16 protein-coding genes are annotated in these 17,388 nt (G+C 66.5%); 14 read left to right on the forward strand and 2 right to left on the reverse strand.

Annotation, left to right across the window (positions count from 1 at the left end; translation table 11 throughout):
• Positions 1 to 34 precede the first annotated feature (34 nt).
• The 7 genes from MXA07_RS01860 to MXA07_RS01890 all read left to right on the forward strand — a co-directional run bounded on the left by MXA07_RS01860 (position 35) and on the right by MXA07_RS01890 (position 6,561).
• Positions 35 to 706 carry an isochorismatase family protein gene (locus MXA07_RS01860; RefSeq protein WP_247730355.1) on the forward strand — a complete coding sequence of 224 codons (672 nt, stop codon included), beginning with the start codon at positions 35 to 37 and terminating at the stop codon, positions 704 to 706.
• The gene (locus MXA07_RS01865; RefSeq protein ID WP_247730356.1) at positions 703 to 2,094 is read left to right on the forward strand and encodes a dihydroorotase; all 1,392 of its coding nucleotides are present in this window, start codon (positions 703 to 705) and stop codon (positions 2,092 to 2,094) included. The genes MXA07_RS01860 and MXA07_RS01865 overlap by 4 nt, the downstream gene beginning before the upstream one ends.
• Positions 2,095 to 2,138: 44 nt before the next feature.
• Positions 2,139 to 3,344 (forward strand): CaiB/BaiF CoA transferase family protein, encoded by a 1,206-nt coding sequence (locus MXA07_RS01870; protein ID WP_247730357.1) that lies wholly within the window; start codon positions 2,139 to 2,141, stop codon positions 3,342 to 3,344.
• Positions 3,344 to 4,294, forward strand: a complete 951-nt coding sequence (locus tag MXA07_RS01875; protein WP_247730358.1) for a hydroxymethylglutaryl-CoA lyase — start codon at positions 3,344 to 3,346, stop codon at positions 4,292 to 4,294. Before MXA07_RS01870 ends, MXA07_RS01875 begins: the two co-directional genes overlap by 1 nt.
• A 40-nt stretch (positions 4,295 to 4,334) precedes the next feature.
• Positions 4,335 to 5,654 (forward strand): 3-isopropylmalate dehydratase large subunit, encoded by a 1,320-nt coding sequence (locus MXA07_RS01880; RefSeq protein ID WP_247730359.1) that lies wholly within the window; start codon positions 4,335 to 4,337, stop codon positions 5,652 to 5,654.
• The gene (locus MXA07_RS01885) at positions 5,651 to 6,160 is read left to right on the forward strand and encodes a 3-isopropylmalate dehydratase small subunit (protein ID WP_247730360.1); all 510 of its coding nucleotides are present in this window, start codon (positions 5,651 to 5,653) and stop codon (positions 6,158 to 6,160) included. Before MXA07_RS01880 ends, MXA07_RS01885 begins: the two co-directional genes overlap by 4 nt.
• A gap of 125 nt (positions 6,161 to 6,285) precedes the next feature.
• Positions 6,286 to 6,561: an Lrp/AsnC ligand binding domain-containing protein gene (locus MXA07_RS01890; protein ID WP_247730361.1), complete on the forward strand. Its 276-nt coding sequence runs from the start codon at positions 6,286 to 6,288 to the stop codon at positions 6,559 to 6,561.
• Positions 6,562 to 6,816: 255 nt separating this feature from the next.
• On the opposite strand, the gene MXA07_RS01895 is transcribed toward MXA07_RS01890, so the two are convergent.
• On the reverse strand, positions 6,817 to 7,551 hold the full coding sequence (locus MXA07_RS01895; RefSeq protein WP_247730362.1) for an acetoacetate decarboxylase family protein: 735 nt from the start codon (positions 7,549 to 7,551) through the stop codon (positions 6,817 to 6,819).
• Positions 7,544 to 8,335 (reverse strand): acetoacetate decarboxylase family protein, encoded by a 792-nt coding sequence (locus MXA07_RS01900; protein ID WP_247730363.1) that lies wholly within the window; start codon positions 8,333 to 8,335, stop codon positions 7,544 to 7,546. The genes MXA07_RS01895 and MXA07_RS01900 overlap by 8 nt, the downstream gene beginning before the upstream one ends.
• A gap of 411 nt (positions 8,336 to 8,746) precedes the next feature.
• Here MXA07_RS01900 and MXA07_RS01905 point away from each other — a divergent pair, with 411 nt between their 5' ends.
• The 7 genes from MXA07_RS01905 to MXA07_RS01935 all read left to right on the forward strand — a co-directional run bounded on the left by MXA07_RS01905 (position 8,747) and on the right by MXA07_RS01935 (position 17,206).
• Positions 8,747 to 10,288, forward strand: a complete 1,542-nt coding sequence (locus MXA07_RS01905) for a class I adenylate-forming enzyme family protein (protein ID WP_247730364.1) — start codon at positions 8,747 to 8,749, stop codon at positions 10,286 to 10,288.
• Positions 10,289 to 10,514: 226 nt separating this feature from the next.
• Positions 10,515 to 11,948, forward strand: a complete 1,434-nt coding sequence (locus tag MXA07_RS01910; RefSeq protein WP_247730365.1) for an FAD-dependent oxidoreductase — start codon at positions 10,515 to 10,517, stop codon at positions 11,946 to 11,948.
• Positions 11,949 to 12,393: 445 nt separating this feature from the next.
• A complete protein-coding gene (gene rdfA / locus MXA07_RS01915; RefSeq protein ID WP_247730366.1) occupies positions 12,394 to 13,119 on the forward strand; it encodes a rod-determining factor RdfA in 726 nt (241 codons plus the stop codon).
• The gene (locus tag MXA07_RS01920; protein WP_247730367.1) at positions 13,116 to 14,945 is read left to right on the forward strand and encodes an archaea-specific SMC-related protein; all 1,830 of its coding nucleotides are present in this window, start codon (positions 13,116 to 13,118) and stop codon (positions 14,943 to 14,945) included. The genes rdfA and MXA07_RS01920 overlap by 4 nt, the downstream gene beginning before the upstream one ends.
• 144 nt (positions 14,946 to 15,089) lie before the next feature.
• Positions 15,090 to 15,563: a MaoC family dehydratase gene (locus MXA07_RS01925; protein WP_247730368.1), complete on the forward strand. Its 474-nt coding sequence runs from the start codon at positions 15,090 to 15,092 to the stop codon at positions 15,561 to 15,563.
• Positions 15,564 to 15,572: 9 nt separating this feature from the next.
• Positions 15,573 to 16,754 carry a thiolase domain-containing protein gene (locus MXA07_RS01930; protein WP_247730369.1) on the forward strand — a complete coding sequence of 394 codons (1,182 nt, stop codon included), beginning with the start codon at positions 15,573 to 15,575 and terminating at the stop codon, positions 16,752 to 16,754.
• Positions 16,754 to 17,206: a Zn-ribbon domain-containing OB-fold protein gene (locus MXA07_RS01935; protein ID WP_247730370.1), complete on the forward strand. Its 453-nt coding sequence runs from the start codon at positions 16,754 to 16,756 to the stop codon at positions 17,204 to 17,206. The genes MXA07_RS01930 and MXA07_RS01935 overlap by 1 nt, the downstream gene beginning before the upstream one ends.
• The last annotated feature ends 182 nt before the right edge of the window (positions 17,207 to 17,388 follow it).

Here is a 17,388-nt window from a genome sequence, read left to right on the forward strand (position 1 = left end):
TGCGTGCGCTCTGCATCGAGAGATACCGTCACGCATGACCACGCACATCTGGGACGACCTGCTCTCCGAGCAGGACAAACAGGTTATCGAAGCGGCCGGGTACGACGAGGGCGGCGCCTCCTCCTGGGAGTCCCGCGGGCTCGGCTCGAACCCGATGGTCCTGGTGATCGACGTCCAGAAACTGATCGTGGGCGACGACGTCCCGATCCTCGAGGCCATCGAGACACACCGGACGGCGATGGGCGAAATCGCCTGGGACGCCGTCGACCGGATCGGGGACTTCCTCGCTCACGCCCGCGACCACGACGTACCGGTCGGATACACCCGCGTCGTCCCGTCATCGTACGACGATCCGGACCACGAGGACCTACAGATCGTCGATCCCGTGGCGCCCGAACCCGACGACCTCGTCGTCGACAAGAGCTACGCGAGCGCCTTCTACGGGACCGACCTTCTCGCCCGCCTCAATCGAGCGGACGTCGACACGCTGATCGTGGTCGGCAATTCGACGAGCGGCTGCGTGCGGGCGACCACCGTCGACGCCCAGCAGCACGGGTTCGACGTCGTCCTCCCGCAGGAGTGCATCTTCGATCGCATCCAGGCGTCCCACAAGATCGGCCTGCTCGACATGTGGATGAAGTACGCCGAGGTGCTGGAGACCGAAGAGGTCGAACGGTACGTCGAGAACCCGGGTGATCCGTCGTGACCTACGACCTCGTCGTCAGCGGCGGGACGGTCGTGACGGCGTCGGATCGGTTCGAGGCGGATATCGCCGTCGACGACGGGACGATCGCCGCGATCGGCGATCACGACTCGTTCGAGGCCGACACCGTGGTCCCCGCCGACGGCAACTACGTCCTGCCGGGCGCGATCGACCCCCACACTCACCACGGGATCTACAACTCGCTGGCCGACGACGCGAACACCGAGAGCCGGTCGGACCTCGTCGGCGGCGTGACGACGATCGGGAACTTCTTCCGCCGGCCGGGGTCGTACCCGGAGATCATGGACGACTACTTCGAGGTGGCCGAGGCGAACTACCGCCACGATTACTTCTTCTCGCTGGGCCTGCTCTCGTTCGAGCACGTCGAGGAGATCCCGACGATCGTCGACGAGCTCGGCATCACCACGTTCAAGTGGTACATGAATTACAAGTACGCCGCCAGCGAGAAGTTCGGCGTCGACTGCGAGATGCGAGACGACTTCGGGAACGCGTTCATCGAGACCCTCGCCGAGCAGGAGGCGCCGACGACGCTCGGCTACCACTCGGAGAACGTCGAGATCACTAACGCGCTCGCGGGCGGCAATCCCTACGTCGAGACGGAGTCCGACGCGGACGCCGCGTCGGCGGACTACGGGACGCTCGTCGAGGAGTTCCCCGACTACGCCGAGGCCCAGAGCCTGGTCGCCGGGGCCAGCCTCGCGAAACAGCACGACTACGACGACAGTTTCTACGCGGTCCACGTCAGCGCCGGCCGGACGGCCGACGAACTGGCGGCGCTCCAGGACGCCGGCTACGGCGTGACCGGCGAGACCTGCACGCACTACCTGACGCTCACCGCCGAGGAGTGCGACGACCGAATGAAGGTCAACCCGCCCGTCCGAGGGCCGGAGGATCGCGAGACGCTGTGGGAACGGGTCGCCGACGGCACCATCTCCTGCATCGGCACCGACCACTGCGCGAACGAGACCGAGGACAAACTCGGCGAGACGATCCGCGACAGTCAGCTCGGCTTCCCGTCGACGGGGACGATGCTGCCACTGATCCTTTCGGAAGGGGTCGACGAGGGCAGGATCGACCTCGAACGGGCGGTCGCGGTGACGAGTACGAACACGGCGAGGGCATGGAACCTCTACCCGAAGAAGGGGGCGATCCGGGTCGGGAGCGACGCGGACCTGGCCGTCGTCGACCTGGACGAGACGAAGACGGTCACGCCGGAGTTGCTCCAGAGCGCGGGCGACTACTCGATTTACGAGGGCCGGGACGTCACCGGGTGGCCGACCCACACCATCGCCGGCGGCGAGGTCGCCTACGAGGACGGCGACGTGCTCGCCGAGCCCGGCTCCGGAACGCACGTCGACCGGCCGATCTAACGCCTATCGTGGCACCAACCAACACACACTCATCCCAGACGACAATGTCATCCAACGAAACCGGCCCGCTCGCAGGCCTGACCGTCGTGGAAGTCGGATCGATGATCTCCGGGCCGACCGTCGGTCGATTCCTCGCCGATTTCGGCGCGGACGTGATCAAGATCGAACACCCCGAACACGGCGATCACATCCGGAACTTCGGGACCCAGGCGGACGGCACCGGCACGTGGCACAAGTACCTGAGTCGGAACAAACGGTCGGTCACGCTCGATATCTCCGCCGAGCGCGGCCAGACCGTCTTCCGCGACCTCGTCTCGGAAGCCGACGTGCTGATCGAGAACTTCCGGCCGGGCACGCTCGAACGCTGGAACCTCGGCTACGAGACGCTCTCCGCCGAGAACCCCGGCCTGGTCATGTTGCGCATGTCCGGCTTCGGGCAGACGGGGCCGTACGCCGAGAAGCCGGGCTTCGGCACGCTCGCCGAGGCGATGAGCGGCTTCGCCTACGTCAACGGCTTCGAGGACCGCGAACCGCTGCTCCCGCCGACGGGGCTGGCCGACAACATCGCCGCGCTGTACGCGACCTTCTCGGTCATGTTCGCCCTCTACCACCGCGACGTCAACGGCGGCTCCGGCCAGGTGGTCGACGTGAGCCTCATCGAACCGATCTTCAACCTGATCGGGCCGTTCCCGCTCACGTACGACCAGACCGGCGAGATCGCCCGGCGGTCGGGCAACCGCTCGACATCGTCGGCCCCGCGAAACGTCTACCGGACAAAGGACGACCGGTGGGTCGCGCTCGCGGCGAGCGCCCAGCCGCTCGCGATGCGGACGTTCGACGCCATCGGTCGCCCCGACCTCAAGGACGATCCGCGTTTCGCCGACAACGAGAGCCGCCTGGAGAACGTCGAAGAACTCGACGCGATCATTCAGGAGTGGATGACCGACCACACCAGGGAGGAGGTACTCGAGGCGTTCGAGGAACACGACGCGACCATCGCGCCGGTCTACAACGTCGAAGACATCCTCGAGGACGAACACTATCAGGCCCGAGACGCAGTCGTGACCGTCGATGACGACGACCTCGGCGAGGCGCAGGTCCAGAACGCGATCCCGAAGTTCAGCGAGACGCCCGGGCACGTCGAGTACCTCGGGCCCGACCTGGGCGAGCACAACGACGAAGTGTTCGGCGACGTCCTCGGCTACGACGACGACCTCGTCGCGGCCCTCGAATCGGAGGAGGTCATCTGATGGACCTCCCCGAGCGCGCCACCGTCGTCGAGATGCTCCCGCGGGACGGCTTCCAGCGCTATCCCGACTTCGTCCCGACCGAGGAGAAAGTCGAGATCGTCGACGCGCTCTCGACGACCGGCGTCGACGAGATCGAGTTCACCTCGTTCACGCACCCGAAGGCCGTTCCGAGCCTCCGGGACGCCGACGAGGTCGCAGCGCGCATCGAGCGCCGCGAGGACGTCTGTTACCGGGCGCTCGTGCCGAACGCCGTCGGGATGGAGCGTGCGATCGCGGCCGACGTGGACAAGGTCAACGCGCTGGTCGTCGTCAGCGACGCCTACCGCGAGAAGAACCAGGGGATGACCCTGGCGGAGAACCTCGCGGAAGTCGAGGCGATCGTCGAGCTGGCAGACGGCACGGACGTCGAGGTCGAGGCGGGGATCGGGACGAGCTTCTTCTGTCCCTACGAGGGCCGGATCGACCGCGAGCGGACGCTGTCGGTCGTCGATCGCGTCCTCGAGGCCGGCGTCGACGAGGTGACGCTCGCGACGACGATGGGCATGGCCGATCCCCGGCAGGTGACTGAGACTCTGCGGGCGGTGTTCGACGCCCATCCGGACGCGGACGTCGGCCTCCACCTCCACGACACGAACGGGATGAGCCTGGCCAACACGCTCGCCGCGCTCCAGTGTGGCGTCGACCGGTTCGACGCGTCGGTCTGCGGGCTCGGCGGCGGCACCATCCTGCCCGGCGAGCTCACCGACGTCGGAAACACGCCGACCGAGGATCTCGTGAACATGTTCCAGGATATGGGGATCGAGACCGGCGTCGACGCCGATCGCCTCCTGGCGGTCGCGCGGGACGTCGCCAAGCGGCTCGACCTCGGGGCGCCGAGTCACGCCCTGATGGGCGGCACGAGAGCGCAGGTGCTGGCTGCCACCGGCGGCGATACGACGCCACAGCAGTGATACCGATCGCGAACGAACGGCCGAGACGAGAGACCACCCAATGACAGCAAAGACCATCACCGAGAAGATCCTCTCGCGGAAAGCGGGGGCGGACGTCACGGCCGGCGACTTCGTCGAGGCCGATCTCGACGCGATGTTCGCCCACGACGTGACCGGGCCGCTGGCGATCGACGCCTTCGAGGCGGTGACGGACGAGGACGGAACGCTGGTCGCGCCAGAGCGGACCGTCTTCACGCTCGATCACCACGCGCCGGCCGACGGCGTCGAAGCGGCGAACAATCACAACATCGTGCGGGACTTCGCGGCGGCCCAGGGCGCCCACCAGTACGAGATCGACGACGGCATCTGCCACCAGGTGCTGATCGAGGAGGGGTTCGCCGAACCGGGCTCCCTCGTCGTGGGCGCCGATTCGCACACGACCACGTTCGGCGGGATCGGCGCGCTGGGAACCGGCGTCGGCTCGACTGACCTGGGAACGGCGCTCGCGACCGGCGAACTCTGGTTTCGCGTCCCCGAGACGATCCGATTCGAGGTCGCGGGCGACCTCCCCGACGGCGTCTACGCGAAGGACCTCATCCTCACGTTCATCGGCGACGTTGAGTTCGACGGGGCGACGTACATGACCGCCGAGTACGGCGGCAGCGCGATCGAATCGCTCCCCATCCACCAGCGACTCGTCCTCGCGAACATGGCGATCGAGATGGGCGGCAAGGCGGGGATCGTCGAGCCCGACGATCGCGTCGCCGACTTCCTCGCGGCCCAGGCCGACCTCGACGTCTCGATCGATCCCTCGCTTTCGAGCGACGATGACGTGAGCTACGTCGCCTCCTACACCTACGAGGCGGGCGACCTCGCGCCGCAGGTCTCGAAGCCGTCCAATCCCGAGAACGCGGTCGACGTCGGGGCCGTCGCCGGGACCGGGATCGACCAGATATTCGTCGGCACCTGCACGAACGGCCGCTACGAGGATATTCGCGTCGTCGCCGACATCCTCGAGGGCGAGTGCGTGGCCCCCAACACCCGACTGATCGTCGTCCCGGCCTCGCGGACGGTCTACGAGCAGTGCCTCTCGACCGGCGTGCTGGAGACGCTGATCGACGCCGGGGCGATGGTCCAGAGCGCCGGTTGCGGCGCCTGTGCGGGCTACCACCAGGGCGTGCTCGGCGACGACGACGTCTGCCTGGCGACGGCGAACCGCAACTTCCCCGGACGGGAGGGTTCGATGGACAGCCGCGTCTACCTCTCGAGTCCGGCGACGGCGGGCGCCAGCGCGCTGTACGGCGAGATCACCGATCCCCGGACGGTTCGGACGAATCGGTACGACGATCACGCCACGACGGACCTCGGGGTGGTCCGATGACGGACGCCGAGCCCGGGCGCGCGTGGGTCTTCGGCGACGACGTCGACACCGACCAGATCACGCCCTCACGGTTTCTCGTCTCGTCTGACCCGGACGAACTCGCCGACCACGCCTTCAACGACCTCAGACCCGAATTCGCGGGCGCGGTCCGGCCGGGCGACTTCGTGGTCGCCGGCGAGAACTTCGGCTCCGGGTCCTCCCGCGAACACGCCCCGCTCGCGCTGCGTGGCGCGGGCGTGGAGGCCGTCGTGGCGCAGTCGTTCGCCCGGATCTTCTTCCGGAACGCGATCAACATCGGCCTCCCGGTCCTGATCTTCCCCGACGCCGACTGCATCGGCGACGGCGATCGCATCTCCGTCGACGTCGACACTGGCGCGGTCACCAACCACGAGACGAACGAGGAGTATCGGGCGGAATCACTCCCCGACTTTCTCCAGGAGCTCGTCGACGCCGGCGGGCTGAAGCCCTACACGAAGCGAAAGCTGGGCACCCACTCGGATCGATAACGCCCGTTTCGACGAACCTCGAGAACTGTTTGTGAAGCGCCGTCGTCGTTCGGAGACGCCGACGGGCCGGCCCGATATCTGACTGAACCAGTAAATATATGTGGTGAGATTACGATTCTGGTATCATGACGGACGCATTCGTAACTGTCGTCGTCGACGGAGATGCCGGTGAAATCGCGTCGACCCTCTCGGAGATCGACGCCGTGTCCGCGGCCCACCACGTTCGCGGCGAGTACGACGTGCTGGTCGAACTGACGCTCGAGGAACCCGAGCGACTCCAGGAGATCGTCACCGGACTCATCCTGAAGACCGACGGCGTCGAGGACACGACGACGGTCGTCACGCCCGAGCTCGCCGAGCTTCACGAGCCCGAGCCGATCCGGTTGACGCCGGCGAACTGACCGTCTCGCTGCCCGTCGCGACCTCATTGTTCGACCCGGTAGACGACCGATCCGCGAAACGGGAGTGACGATGCACGCTCGGACGTGCCGCTCGACCAGCGAGCATCCAGCAGGTCCGCAGAACGAGTGAGAGAGTTGGGAAACGACCAGCGGCCCGCGTCGCGCCCAGCTGCCGGCGTCAGCGGCGGGCCAGCTGTCAGCGACGGGCTGGTCCTCGAATCACCCGCTCAGATAGGCCGTGACAGTCGATAGCGCCTAGCCCTCCCAGAGGATATCGATTCCCTGGAACGCCATCCCGATGTCGATGACGTAGCCGCGGTGGACGGTAATCGGCACCAGATCGCCGAACAGCGTCTCGTCGAGGTCGAGCGAGGCGGGGCCCTCCCAGACGTGGTCGGCCTCGACCTCGTCGTACGATTCCATGATCACCTGGTCGACGAGCGTCGGCGTCTCCGGCGCCGCGTCGTCGACGTGGTGGCGCCGGCCGATCACGTTGAGGGCGAACGGCCACGGGTGCTCGCTCTCGGGCGTTTCGAGCGTGACGCTACCGGAGAGGCGCGTCTGGCCCTGGAGGGTGGTTGCCGTCTCGAGTTCCATCCCGGCTTCGGGGGTGACGAACTCGGCCAGTTCCGGCGGGAACTCCGGGACCTCGATCGAAGCGAGCGTCGAATCGTGGCCCATCGAGTGGAGTTTCTTCGCCCCCCAGTCGGGCTCCGCGAAGTGTTCCGTGACGTAGGCTCCCTTCCGGCCGTCGAGCTCGCAGGGCAAGGAGATCGACGATTCGCGGAACGTCGAGTCGTGGGGCGGTAACGTCCCCTTCGCGTCGACGATCGTCGGATCCTCGATGATCGCCTCGCCGAAGTAGACCATCGCCTCACCGACGCGGATGGGGTCGAGCGGGTCGGGGATGCGCTCGATCGCGGCGTCCTCGTCCACCTCGACGTGGTAGCCCACCATCGTCTGCCCGCCGTAGCGCAGCGTATCACTCAAGGTGGTCACCCCACGTGCCGCTGGCCGGCGCGAGCGTCCGTTCGCCCTCGTACGTGAAGCCGAACGTCGCGTGGTAGCCGCCGAGGACCTCCTCGACGAGGTCGGCCAACACCCCGTCGTTCCACTGCCCGAACTCGAGCGTCGTGGGGCCCTCCCAGACCGAGCCGACAGAGAACGCGGGACAGTGCATCGACGTGACGTCGGCGACGAGCCCGTCGCTCTCCTCGCCGGCGAGCGGGTCGGGCAGGTGGCGGTAGTGCGCGAAGTCGAAGAAGCCGTCCGGAAACGCCTCGTCGGCCGACGTCTCCCGCTCGATGTCGAGCGTCGCGGAGAGGACCGACTGGCCGCGGTGCGTGGCGGTGCCGGCCAGCGCTTGGCCCGGCTCGATCGACGATCGCGTCGGGCAGGCGACGTGCCACTTCGTCTTCTCGATCGATCCGATGCCCCGGACGATCCCGCGTCTGAATCCGGGCGAGTGCCGATCGAAGAACGTCAGCGGCGAGAACGTGTACTGCTCGGACTCGTATCGGGCGGGGATCGCGACCGCGGCCTCGGTGAGTTTCGTCGGCAGGCGGGGGTCCTCGCGGGGCCGATACATCGTCGGCAGAATCGTCCGGGAGACGATCGCCCACCCCGTATCACCGTCGCCGACCGGCTCCAGCGCGGGCGGGAGAAACGTCGACTGCAGTCGCTCCGGATCGCCGCGAAAGCGGATCACCAGCGCGCTCTGGGCCGTGACCCCGTCGTTGGTCGTAAGTTCCTCGTGCTGGGATGTGACGCTCATGTGATTGGTCAACCTGTGGTGGAACTTGCGCCACCGGGGGCTTAACGATTTGGACGCAACCGATCCCCACCGCGTCACCGTACGCCGGCCGCCTCGGCGCCGTTCACGACCCTGAATGCGGGGGCGAGATGGCGGAGCGGAACGATCGCGGTCGTTTCGGTCACCAAATATATGAACCGCTCATTTGGGATCAGCAAATCGCAATATCTCTAATAACGGACTAAGTGAGTTATTTTCTCGGATCGGTGGCTGTCGGGTGTGTCGAATGCTATCGAGTAGTCCGCCACCGCTGTACTACATTGACACGACGTGCGGCGGTTGACCCCCGGGCGAGCCGTCGCGAGGCGCCGGGACGTGCGGTGTGTTCGGTATACCCAAGGATTTTATAGGGTAGAATCGCACGACACCTGTATGGGTTCTATACCACCGCAGCGTGCGTACCTGGAGAGCCACGTCGACTGGCGACCCGACGAGACGGCGATTCGATTCGCGGATACCGACGAATCGCTGACGTTCGCGGAGTTCGGCACCCTGGCCAACCAGTTCGCCAACGCGATGCACGACCGGGGCGTCCGATACGGGGATCGGGTCGGGATGGTCCTGTTCAACACACGGGAGTTCCCGATCGCGCTCTACGGCTGTCACAAGCTGGGCGCGATGCCGGTCGCGGTGAACACGCAGCTGGCGGCCGACGACATTGCCTACATCTTCGACGATATGAACGCCGAGGCGCTCGTCTACGACACCGAAATCCGCGAGACGGTCGAGACGGCGGCGGCCGACTCGGTTTCGGAGCACCACCTGATCGGGGCCGGGTTCGAGCCGGACGACGGCGAGTCGTTCGAGGCGGTGCTCTCCTCGGGCAGCGACGAGCGGCCGCCGGAATTCCGAAAGGCCGAGTCGGACCCCTCCTACATGTTCTACACCTCGGGGACGACCGGCAAACCGAAGGGCGTGGTTCACTCCGTCAAGAGCGGCCGCGAGCGCTCGAACTCGGCCATCATCGAGTGCGGCATCTCCTCCGAGAGCATCTCGCTCGCGTTGCTTCCCTGGTACCACGGCGCGGGGATCGACATCACGATCCGCGCAACGGTGTCGGCCGGCGCGGAGATCATCGTGTTGAAACACCCGGACGTCGAGCGCTCGCTCGAAGTCATCGAGGAGTACGGCGTCAGCCACGTCATGAGCGTCCCGTCGCTCTCCCAGCGGTTCGTCGAGCACGAATCGATCGACGACCGCGACCTCTCCTCCGTGGACAACTTCATGCACACCGGGGAAGTCCTCACGGAGAAGCACGCTCGAACGTTCCACGAGGTCCTCTCGGAGAACATCTACAACCTCTACGGCTCCTCCGAGAGCGGCATCAGCACCGTGCTCAAACCGGACGCGCTGCCCGAACAGGCGGGGACCGTCGGATTGCCGGCGAAAGGCGTCGAGGCACGGATCGTCGAGCCCGAGAGTTCCGGACTGCCCGACCCAGACAACCAGGTGCCGCGGGGCGAGCAGGGCGAACTCATCGTCCGAACCGACCAGCTCTTCAGCACTTACTTCGAGAACGAAGCGGAGGCGCGGACGGTCAAGCGCGACGGCTGGTACTTCACCAACGACCTCGCGATCATCAACGACGACGGCTACATCGAGGTGACGGGCCGGGCCGACGACATGATCATCAGCGGCGGCGAGCTCATCTCGCCGATCGAAGTCGAAGAGGCGATCGAACGCCACGACGCGGTCGCGGGGGCGATCGTCGTCGGCCACGAGGACGACCAGTGGGGCCAGCGCGTCACCGCGTACGTCAGCGGCGACGGCTCGCTCGAGACGGACGACCTGGATCGCTTCCTCAAAGAGTCCGACCACCTGGCCGACTTCAAGCGCCCGAAGGCGTACAACATCATCGACGAACTGCCCCGAACCGGCGCGAACAAGAAGAAGCGCGCCGAGTTCAGGGATTGACGAGGACGGCACCGAACGGGGCGACCCGACGCGGTGTCGAATGGGTATCGACGGCTCGATGACCTCGTTCGAACGGGTATCGGCTGCCCGATCGACTTCGTCCGACGGCCTATCCGTGGCTCGGCCGATTTCGCTCACCGTGTATCGACGGCTCGACCCCGTTCGAATCCGGGTCGATCGGGGCGGTCGCCGGAATTATATAACTCCTCACCAGTTGTGCACGTGAATGTCTGTGGACGAGTACGCAGCCGACGCGGTCGTCGTCGGTGCGGGGACGGCCGGGCTGGCGTTTTCGATCACGGCGGCCGATCGCGGCCTCGACGTGGTCGCGATCGAGAAGGCCCAGCACGTCGGCGGCACGCTCCCCTACACCGGCGGCGTGATGAGCGCCGCGGGAACCGAACGCCAGCGAGAACGGGGGATCGACGATTCGCCCGCCGAGCACTTCCGCGAGGTGATGGCGATCAGCAACCACACGGCCGACGCCGACATCGTTCGGCTGGCCGTCGAGGAAGCGCCGGACACGGTCGACTGGCTCGACGACCTCGGCTTTCCCTTCGACCCGGAGACGCCGTCGAAACAGGACGCCCACGAATCGTACTCGACCGCCCGGGAGTACTGGGGCGTGGACGACGGCCGCTCGGTCCTCCGGACGATTCGCCCGCTCTGGGACCGCCACGTCACCGCCGGGCGGATTCGCCCGCTGCTGAACACCGAGGTGACTGACCTCGTCGTCGCGGACGGCGCCGTCGAGGGCGTTCGCGCGTCGGGCCCCGGCGGCGACGTCGTCGTTCGGGCGCCCAGCACCGTGCTGACCACGGGCGGGTACGGCGCGAACCCGACCCGATTCGGCGACGTCGACGACCAGGATCGGACCATCGTGAGTAACGCGGCGGAGACGTCGACCGGCGACGGAATCGACCTGGCCAAATCGGTCGGAGCCGCCTTCGGCGGGACCGAGTACCGGCGTCCGACGATGGGCGGCGTCGAGATCGAACCCGGGTCGAACCGCGTGAACTGGCGGGATCGCTGGGTCCACGTCGAGAACGTCCACATCCACCCGCCCTACGAGATCTACGTGGACGAGCAGGGGGAGCGATTCCTCGCCGAAGACGAACCGAAGATCTCGACCCGGGAAGCGGCCGTCCAGGACCTCCCCGATGGCACCTTCTGGGTGGTCTTCGACGAGACCGGCCTCGAAGCGCCGGACGAACCGATTCTCGCCGGCAAAGACACCGATTTCGTTCGCGAACTCGCCCGCGAGGGGGACGTCGCCTGGCGTGCGGACTCGATTCCCGCCCTCGCGGAGACCGCCGGGATCGATCCGGAGGGACTGGACGCGGCGGTCGAACGATACAACGAGGCCGTCCGCACCGGCGACGACCCGCTCGGACGCACCTTCCTCCCGAGCGCGATCGAGGAGCCCCCGTACTACGCCATTCAGACCCACGACACCACGCTGGTCACCTTCGGCGGGATCGAGGTCGACGACGACTTGCACGTGCTGGACGAGGCGAGCGATCCCATCCCCGGACTCTACGCCGCGGGCGAGATTATCGGCGCGGCAACGACGAGCGGCGAGAACTTCGCTGGCGGCATGTCCTTCACCCCCTCGCTCAGCTTCGGTCGGATCCTCGGGCGCACGGTCCCGACCGAGTGACGCCGGGCCGACTCGGAATTCGTTTCGGCGCGCCCGTTCGTCCCTGACAGGACCCGTCCGCGGTCGATCTCGGTCCGTACACAGTGCTCGTCGTTACCGCACTGGTACCGACATAATTTATTCAGGCTTATGCTTCCCAGTTGAGTATTCCGCCGAATTATATAGATTTTGTCATAGATAGCGGGGCAGTCCTTCCGGCTCGACGTTGCTGGGGCGCGCTCGACAGCCAGCAATATCGTCGTCAAATCGGCTTAAGACCGGTATATATCCGGTTTAGTTCCGAGAGGATCCGGGGTGTTCGGTCAGTGCCGTGGCTTCGGACGAGTTCTATTTCCGAAACTATATATATATCTAGAGAATGTGGCCTCGATAATACAGCTTCGGATCGCGGGCGAGCGGTCATGCGTACATTTACATATATGTGGGGAGAGGGCCCGTACAACCAATGTCCGAATACGGCTGCAAGGTGTGTCGCGTCCTCGATGCCCGAGGGATGGCGGACTACGAGTCCCAGCTGGTGGCCCACTGGAACGGCGAACGAGGCCAGCGCAAGGGATACCGCCAGCTCGCAGAGTGGCTCAACGTGACGATGCTCCGGCGCGAGATCGACCGGGCCGGGCTGTCGACGCTCGGCAACGAGGCGGAATCGAAGTACGAACGGCTCCAGTCGGATCCGACGATCGCGGAGGAGGTTCGAACGGCCCTCCGGACCGCCGGCGTGCCGATCGACGACGTCGAGTCGGACTTCGTCTCCTACGGCGTCGTGCGGACCCACCTCGTCGACTGTCTGGGCGAAGAGTACACCGAAGAGTCGACCGACTGGGAGCCCGAGGCGATCGAGATCGCTCGCGAGCACGCGACGACGAAGATCACCGAAGCGGTCAGCTCGGCGACGTCGAAGGGCACGCTCGAGGCGGTCGGCGACGTGTCGGTCGACGTCTCCGTCGAACTCGAGTGCGACGAGACGCACGTGACGGTGCCGATCGATCGCGCCCTGCGACGCGGGTACGTGAGTAAACCGCGGGACGACGAGGAGACACAGGGGTCGAACGACACCGGCGACGCTGGGACGGACGAGGAACGGACGGATAGCGACCGATCGGACGGCAACCGAACGGACGACATCGAGACGTCCGGCGAAGCGGGCGCACCAGCAGGTGATCTCCGATGAGCGAGTTCCACATCTCGGTCGAGAACGTCGGCGGGATCGACAGCACGGAGATGACGTTCGCGGACGGCGTCACGCTGATTTCGGGTCGAAACGCCTCGAACAAGACGTCGTTGTTACAGGCGCTACTGTTCGCGCTGGGGACCGACGACGTCCCGATCCGGACCGGCGCGGATTCGGCGACCGTCGAGCTGACGATCGACGGCCGGACTATCCGCCGGACGGCGTCCCGATCGGGGGCCGGCGTCTCCGTCTCGGGGACGCCGCTCGTCGAGGATGATTCGACGCGCTTCGCCCGCTTCGCGGGCCTCCTCGAGGAGAACGCGCTCCGCACGGCCGTGCAGACGAACGGGGACTTCGAAACCCTCCTGAAGGAGCCGATGGACATCGACGAGCTGGAACGAGAACGGGCCGCGAAACTCGAGCGAAAATCGGAGCTGCAGGCCCAGCTCGACGACGGCGCTGACCTCGAATCCAGGCTCTCGACCGTCGAGTCGACGCTCGAGGACCGACGGGCGGAGGCTGACGAGCTCTCGGAGACGCTCGACTCGCTGTACGACGAACTCCCGGAGGGTGACGACGAACTCGAATCGGTCCGCGAGGAGCGGACGAACCTCGTGTCCCGGCGGGAACGCCTGACCGCCCAGATCGGCGATATCGAGGACGCGATCGACCGTCTGGACGAGAAACTCGAGGAGCTGACGGACGAGCGGTCGACCCTCGAAGACGAGGCGGCGTCGACCGATCTCGAATCGCTACGCGCGCAGCGTCGCGAACTCCGGGATCAGGTCGCCGACGTCGACGAGCGCATCGACGTCCTGCAGTCGGTGCTGACGACCAATCGGGAGATGCTCGATTTCGACGTCCGATCGGTCGTCGAGTACGAGTCGGGGATCGACGAGGACGCCGTCGAGTGCTGGACCTGCGGACAGATGGCGCCGATCTCGGCGTTCGAGGAGACGGTCGAGGAGTTGACGTCGCTCATCGAGGCGGAGAAGGCGAAACGTCGAGAGTTCGACCCGGAACTGGACGAACTCTCGGAGGCGATCGAGGAACGCGAGCGGACGTCCCAACGGCTCTCACGACTCGACGAGCGCATCGAGTCCGCGAAAGCGAAACGCGAGTCTCACCGGGAGTCGATCGCCGACAAGCGCGAGGAGGTGTCCTCGATCGAGGCCGAACTCGAGTCGATCGACGAAGACCTCGAGCGGGCGAAGGACGAGCGGGTGGACGACCACGCCGAGATCAGCGAACGGATCGAGGAGACCCGGATCGACCTCGAGGCCAAACGCCGGGAGATTACCCGCCTCGAAGACGAGCGCGCGGACCTGGAGGACGAGATCGAGCGGCGCGACCGGCTCGAATCGGAACTCGAGACGGTGACGGCCGAGGCGCGCGAACTCGGAGACCGCATCGAGAACTTAGAGAGCGACCTCCGCGACCGGTTCAAAGACGCCATGGACGAGCTGATCGACGCCCTCGGGTTCGACGATATCGACCGCATGTGGCTCGACGGCAACTTCGATCTCGTCATCGCCAGGGAGATCGACGGCGCCGTCCGGGAGGATTCCATCGAGAACCTCGCCGAGAGCGAGCGCAGCATGATCGGGCTCGTCCTCGGCCTCGCGGGCTACATCGCCTACGACGTCGACGAGATCGCGCCGGTGCTGGTGCTCGACTCGCTCGGGGCGTTCGACGCCGAGCGGACCGGCAAGCTGGTCGACTACTTCGGCGAGTACACCGACTACCTCGTCGCCGCCGTCCACCCTGAGCAGACGGACCACGAGAGCATCGATCAGCGGACTGCGACCGCACCCGGGCAGCCGTAGCCCGCGCTCGAACCGGCGGGCCCTGCCCCGATCGTCTCGGACCGAGTGTTCGAACCGTGACTGAGCCGGTCGCGATCGCCGTACGGCGCGGCGAGCGTGGACTCGGGAAGACTTAACATCCCTCGTCGAGTGCTCCCGGATATCATGCGCGAGCGAGAACCGACTGCCGAGCAGTGGTACTTCGAAGATATCGAGATCGGCGAGAGTTTCGACATCCCGTCGAAGACGATGACGGATACGCACTTCGTCCTGTTTTCCGGACTGACGGGCGATCACCACCCGATCCACATGGACGAACACTACGCGGCGGAGGAGACCGACTTCGAGAGTCGGGTGGCCCACGGGACGATGATCTCGATGTTCACCGTGACCGGCGCCTCCTCGCTCTCGGAGCACTTACACGAGTCCTCGATCGCGTTCCTCGAGCACACGAACCGGTTCGTGGCGCCCGTCTTCGAGGGCGATACGATCTACCCGACGCTGACCGTCGCCGACACGGAGGACAAAGGCGAGAAGGGACTCGTCGTCCTCGAATCGGAGGTCTTCAATCAGGACGACGAACTGGTTCTGGAGGGGGAACTGAAACTGCTCGTCAAGGCCCGCGAGGGGGACGAGTAACCCGTTTCGATGTCGACAGCCACGATCGCGGGCGTCTACGAACACCCGACGCGGGAAGCGCCCGACAAGTCGACCATGGAGCTCCACGCGGACGTCGCGGCCGGGGCGCTGTCGGACGCGGGCCTCTCGCCGGAGGACGTCGACGGCTACTGTACGGCCGGCGTGCCGGAGTACACGTTCGCCCTCCAGCCCCACGTCATGGCGGATTATCTCGGGCTCGACGTCGGCTGGACCAACTCGACCGACGTCGGCGGGTCTTCGTACCTCTCGCACGTCGGGCACGCGGCGACCGCCATCCGGACCGGGGACTGCGACGTCTGCCTGATCACGATGGCCGGACGGCCCCGCTCGCGAGAACAGGCCGCCGGGACCGGCGTCCGATCGTTGCGAACGATGCAACACAGTTTCGAGCGGATCTACGGCCTGACCCCGGTCACGGCCTACGCGATGGCCGCCCGCCGCCACATGCACGAGTACGGCACGACGAAGGAGCAGCTCGCGGCGATCCGCGTCGCCGCCGCGAGTCACGCCCAGCACAACGAGCACGCGATGTATCGCGACCCGGTCACGGTCGAGGACGTCACCTCCTCCCCCACCGTCGCGGATCCCCTCTCCCTGCTCGATTGTTGCGTCATCTCCGACGGCGGCGGTGCCGTCGTCCTGGCCGCAGAATCGGCGATCGAGGATCACGACCTCGACGTCCCGCCGGTGCAGGTGCTCGGCCACGGCGAGACGGTCAGTCACCACGAGGGCGGCCGGATCGACCTGACCGAGACGGGTGCTTCGCGGTCTGGACCGGCGGCATTTGACGAGGCCGGGCTCGGCCCGGACGACGTCGACTACGCGGGCATCTACGACTCGTTCACGATCACCGTCCTCGAGACCCTCGAGGACCTCGGCTTCTGCGAGAAGGGAGCCGGAGGCGAGTTCGTCGAGGGCGGAACGCTGCAGGCGCCCGACGGCGACCTCCCGTTCAACACGGCCGGCGGCAGCCTCTGTTCGAACCATCCGGGCAACCGCGGCAGCATGCCGAAACTCGTCGAGGCCGTGCGACAGCTCCGGGGCGACGCCGCGCCGCCGGTCCAGGTCGACGCGGACGTGGCGCTGGTCCACGGCACGGGCGGCGTCATCGGCACCCGCCACAGCGCGGTCACCGTCCTCCTCGGTACGCCAGATGGAGGGGTCCGCTAATGAGTGATCCACCCGACGACGCCGAATCGGACGCGACCGACCGCTGGGAACCGCGCCCGACCCCGGACGTCACGCCGGAGACGACGCGGTACTGGGAGGGCGCCGCGACCGACGAGCTTCGACTCGGTCACTGTCCCGACTGCGGGCTCACGTTCTTCTATCCGCGTGCCCGGTGTCCCGACTGCCTGTCGCCGGCGGAGACCACCGTCGCGGACGGGACGGGAACCATCTACTCGTACTCGGTGACCGAGCGCGTCGACGGCTGGCCGGACGATCAGCTGCCTCTGATCGTCGCCTACGTCGAACTGACCGAAGGGCCCCGTATCGTGACGAACGTCGTCGACTGCGAGCCCGCTGACGTCGACATCGGCCGCGACGCGACGGTCGCGTTCGTCCCGACGGACGAGGACGGCGTCTCGGTTCCGGTCTTCCGGCTGGCCGAAGGGGCCTGACGGGGCGATAGCAGGATATCCCGTCCGGATTGCCGACCAGCCCGGCGGGGACGACACGGTACGGAACACAGTCGCTTCTGACGTTCGACCGATCGATCGCCGCGTTCGTCACACCACGCCGCGATCATGCACGAACCTCTAGACGCCGACCAGTAGAACCGTTAGGGAACCGGAGAAACGAG

This window comes from Halovivax limisalsi (assembly GCF_023093535.1).
In the GTDB taxonomy this organism is placed as follows: domain Archaea; phylum Halobacteriota; class Halobacteria; order Halobacteriales; family Natrialbaceae; genus Halovivax; species Halovivax limisalsi.

Coding starts and splice junctions, on each gene's coding strand:
- MXA07_RS01860 (WP_247730355.1), top strand. CDS start 35: ATGACCACGCACATCTGGGACGACCTGCTCTCCGAGCAGGACAAACAG.
- MXA07_RS01870 (WP_247730357.1), top strand. CDS start 2,139: ATGTCATCCAACGAAACCGGCCCGCTCGCAGGCCTGACCGTCGTGGAA.
- MXA07_RS01875 (WP_247730358.1), top strand. CDS start 3,344: ATGGACCTCCCCGAGCGCGCCACCGTCGTCGAGATGCTCCCGCGGGAC.
- MXA07_RS01880 (WP_247730359.1), top strand. CDS start 4,335: ATGACAGCAAAGACCATCACCGAGAAGATCCTCTCGCGGAAAGCGGGG.
- MXA07_RS01885 (WP_247730360.1), top strand. CDS start 5,651: ATGACGGACGCCGAGCCCGGGCGCGCGTGGGTCTTCGGCGACGACGTC.
- MXA07_RS01890 (WP_247730361.1), top strand. CDS start 6,286: ATGACGGACGCATTCGTAACTGTCGTCGTCGACGGAGATGCCGGTGAA.
- MXA07_RS01900 (WP_247730363.1), bottom strand. CDS start 8,335: ATGAGCGTCACATCCCAGCACGAGGAACTTACGACCAACGACGGGGTC.
- MXA07_RS01905 (WP_247730364.1), top strand. CDS start 8,747: ATGGGTTCTATACCACCGCAGCGTGCGTACCTGGAGAGCCACGTCGAC.
- MXA07_RS01910 (WP_247730365.1), top strand. CDS start 10,515: ATGTCTGTGGACGAGTACGCAGCCGACGCGGTCGTCGTCGGTGCGGGG.
- rdfA (WP_247730366.1), top strand. CDS start 12,394: ATGTCCGAATACGGCTGCAAGGTGTGTCGCGTCCTCGATGCCCGAGGG.
- MXA07_RS01920 (WP_247730367.1), top strand. CDS start 13,116: ATGAGCGAGTTCCACATCTCGGTCGAGAACGTCGGCGGGATCGACAGC.
- MXA07_RS01925 (WP_247730368.1), top strand. CDS start 15,090: ATGCGCGAGCGAGAACCGACTGCCGAGCAGTGGTACTTCGAAGATATC.
- MXA07_RS01930 (WP_247730369.1), top strand. CDS start 15,573: ATGTCGACAGCCACGATCGCGGGCGTCTACGAACACCCGACGCGGGAA.
- MXA07_RS01935 (WP_247730370.1), top strand. CDS start 16,754: ATGAGTGATCCACCCGACGACGCCGAATCGGACGCGACCGACCGCTGG.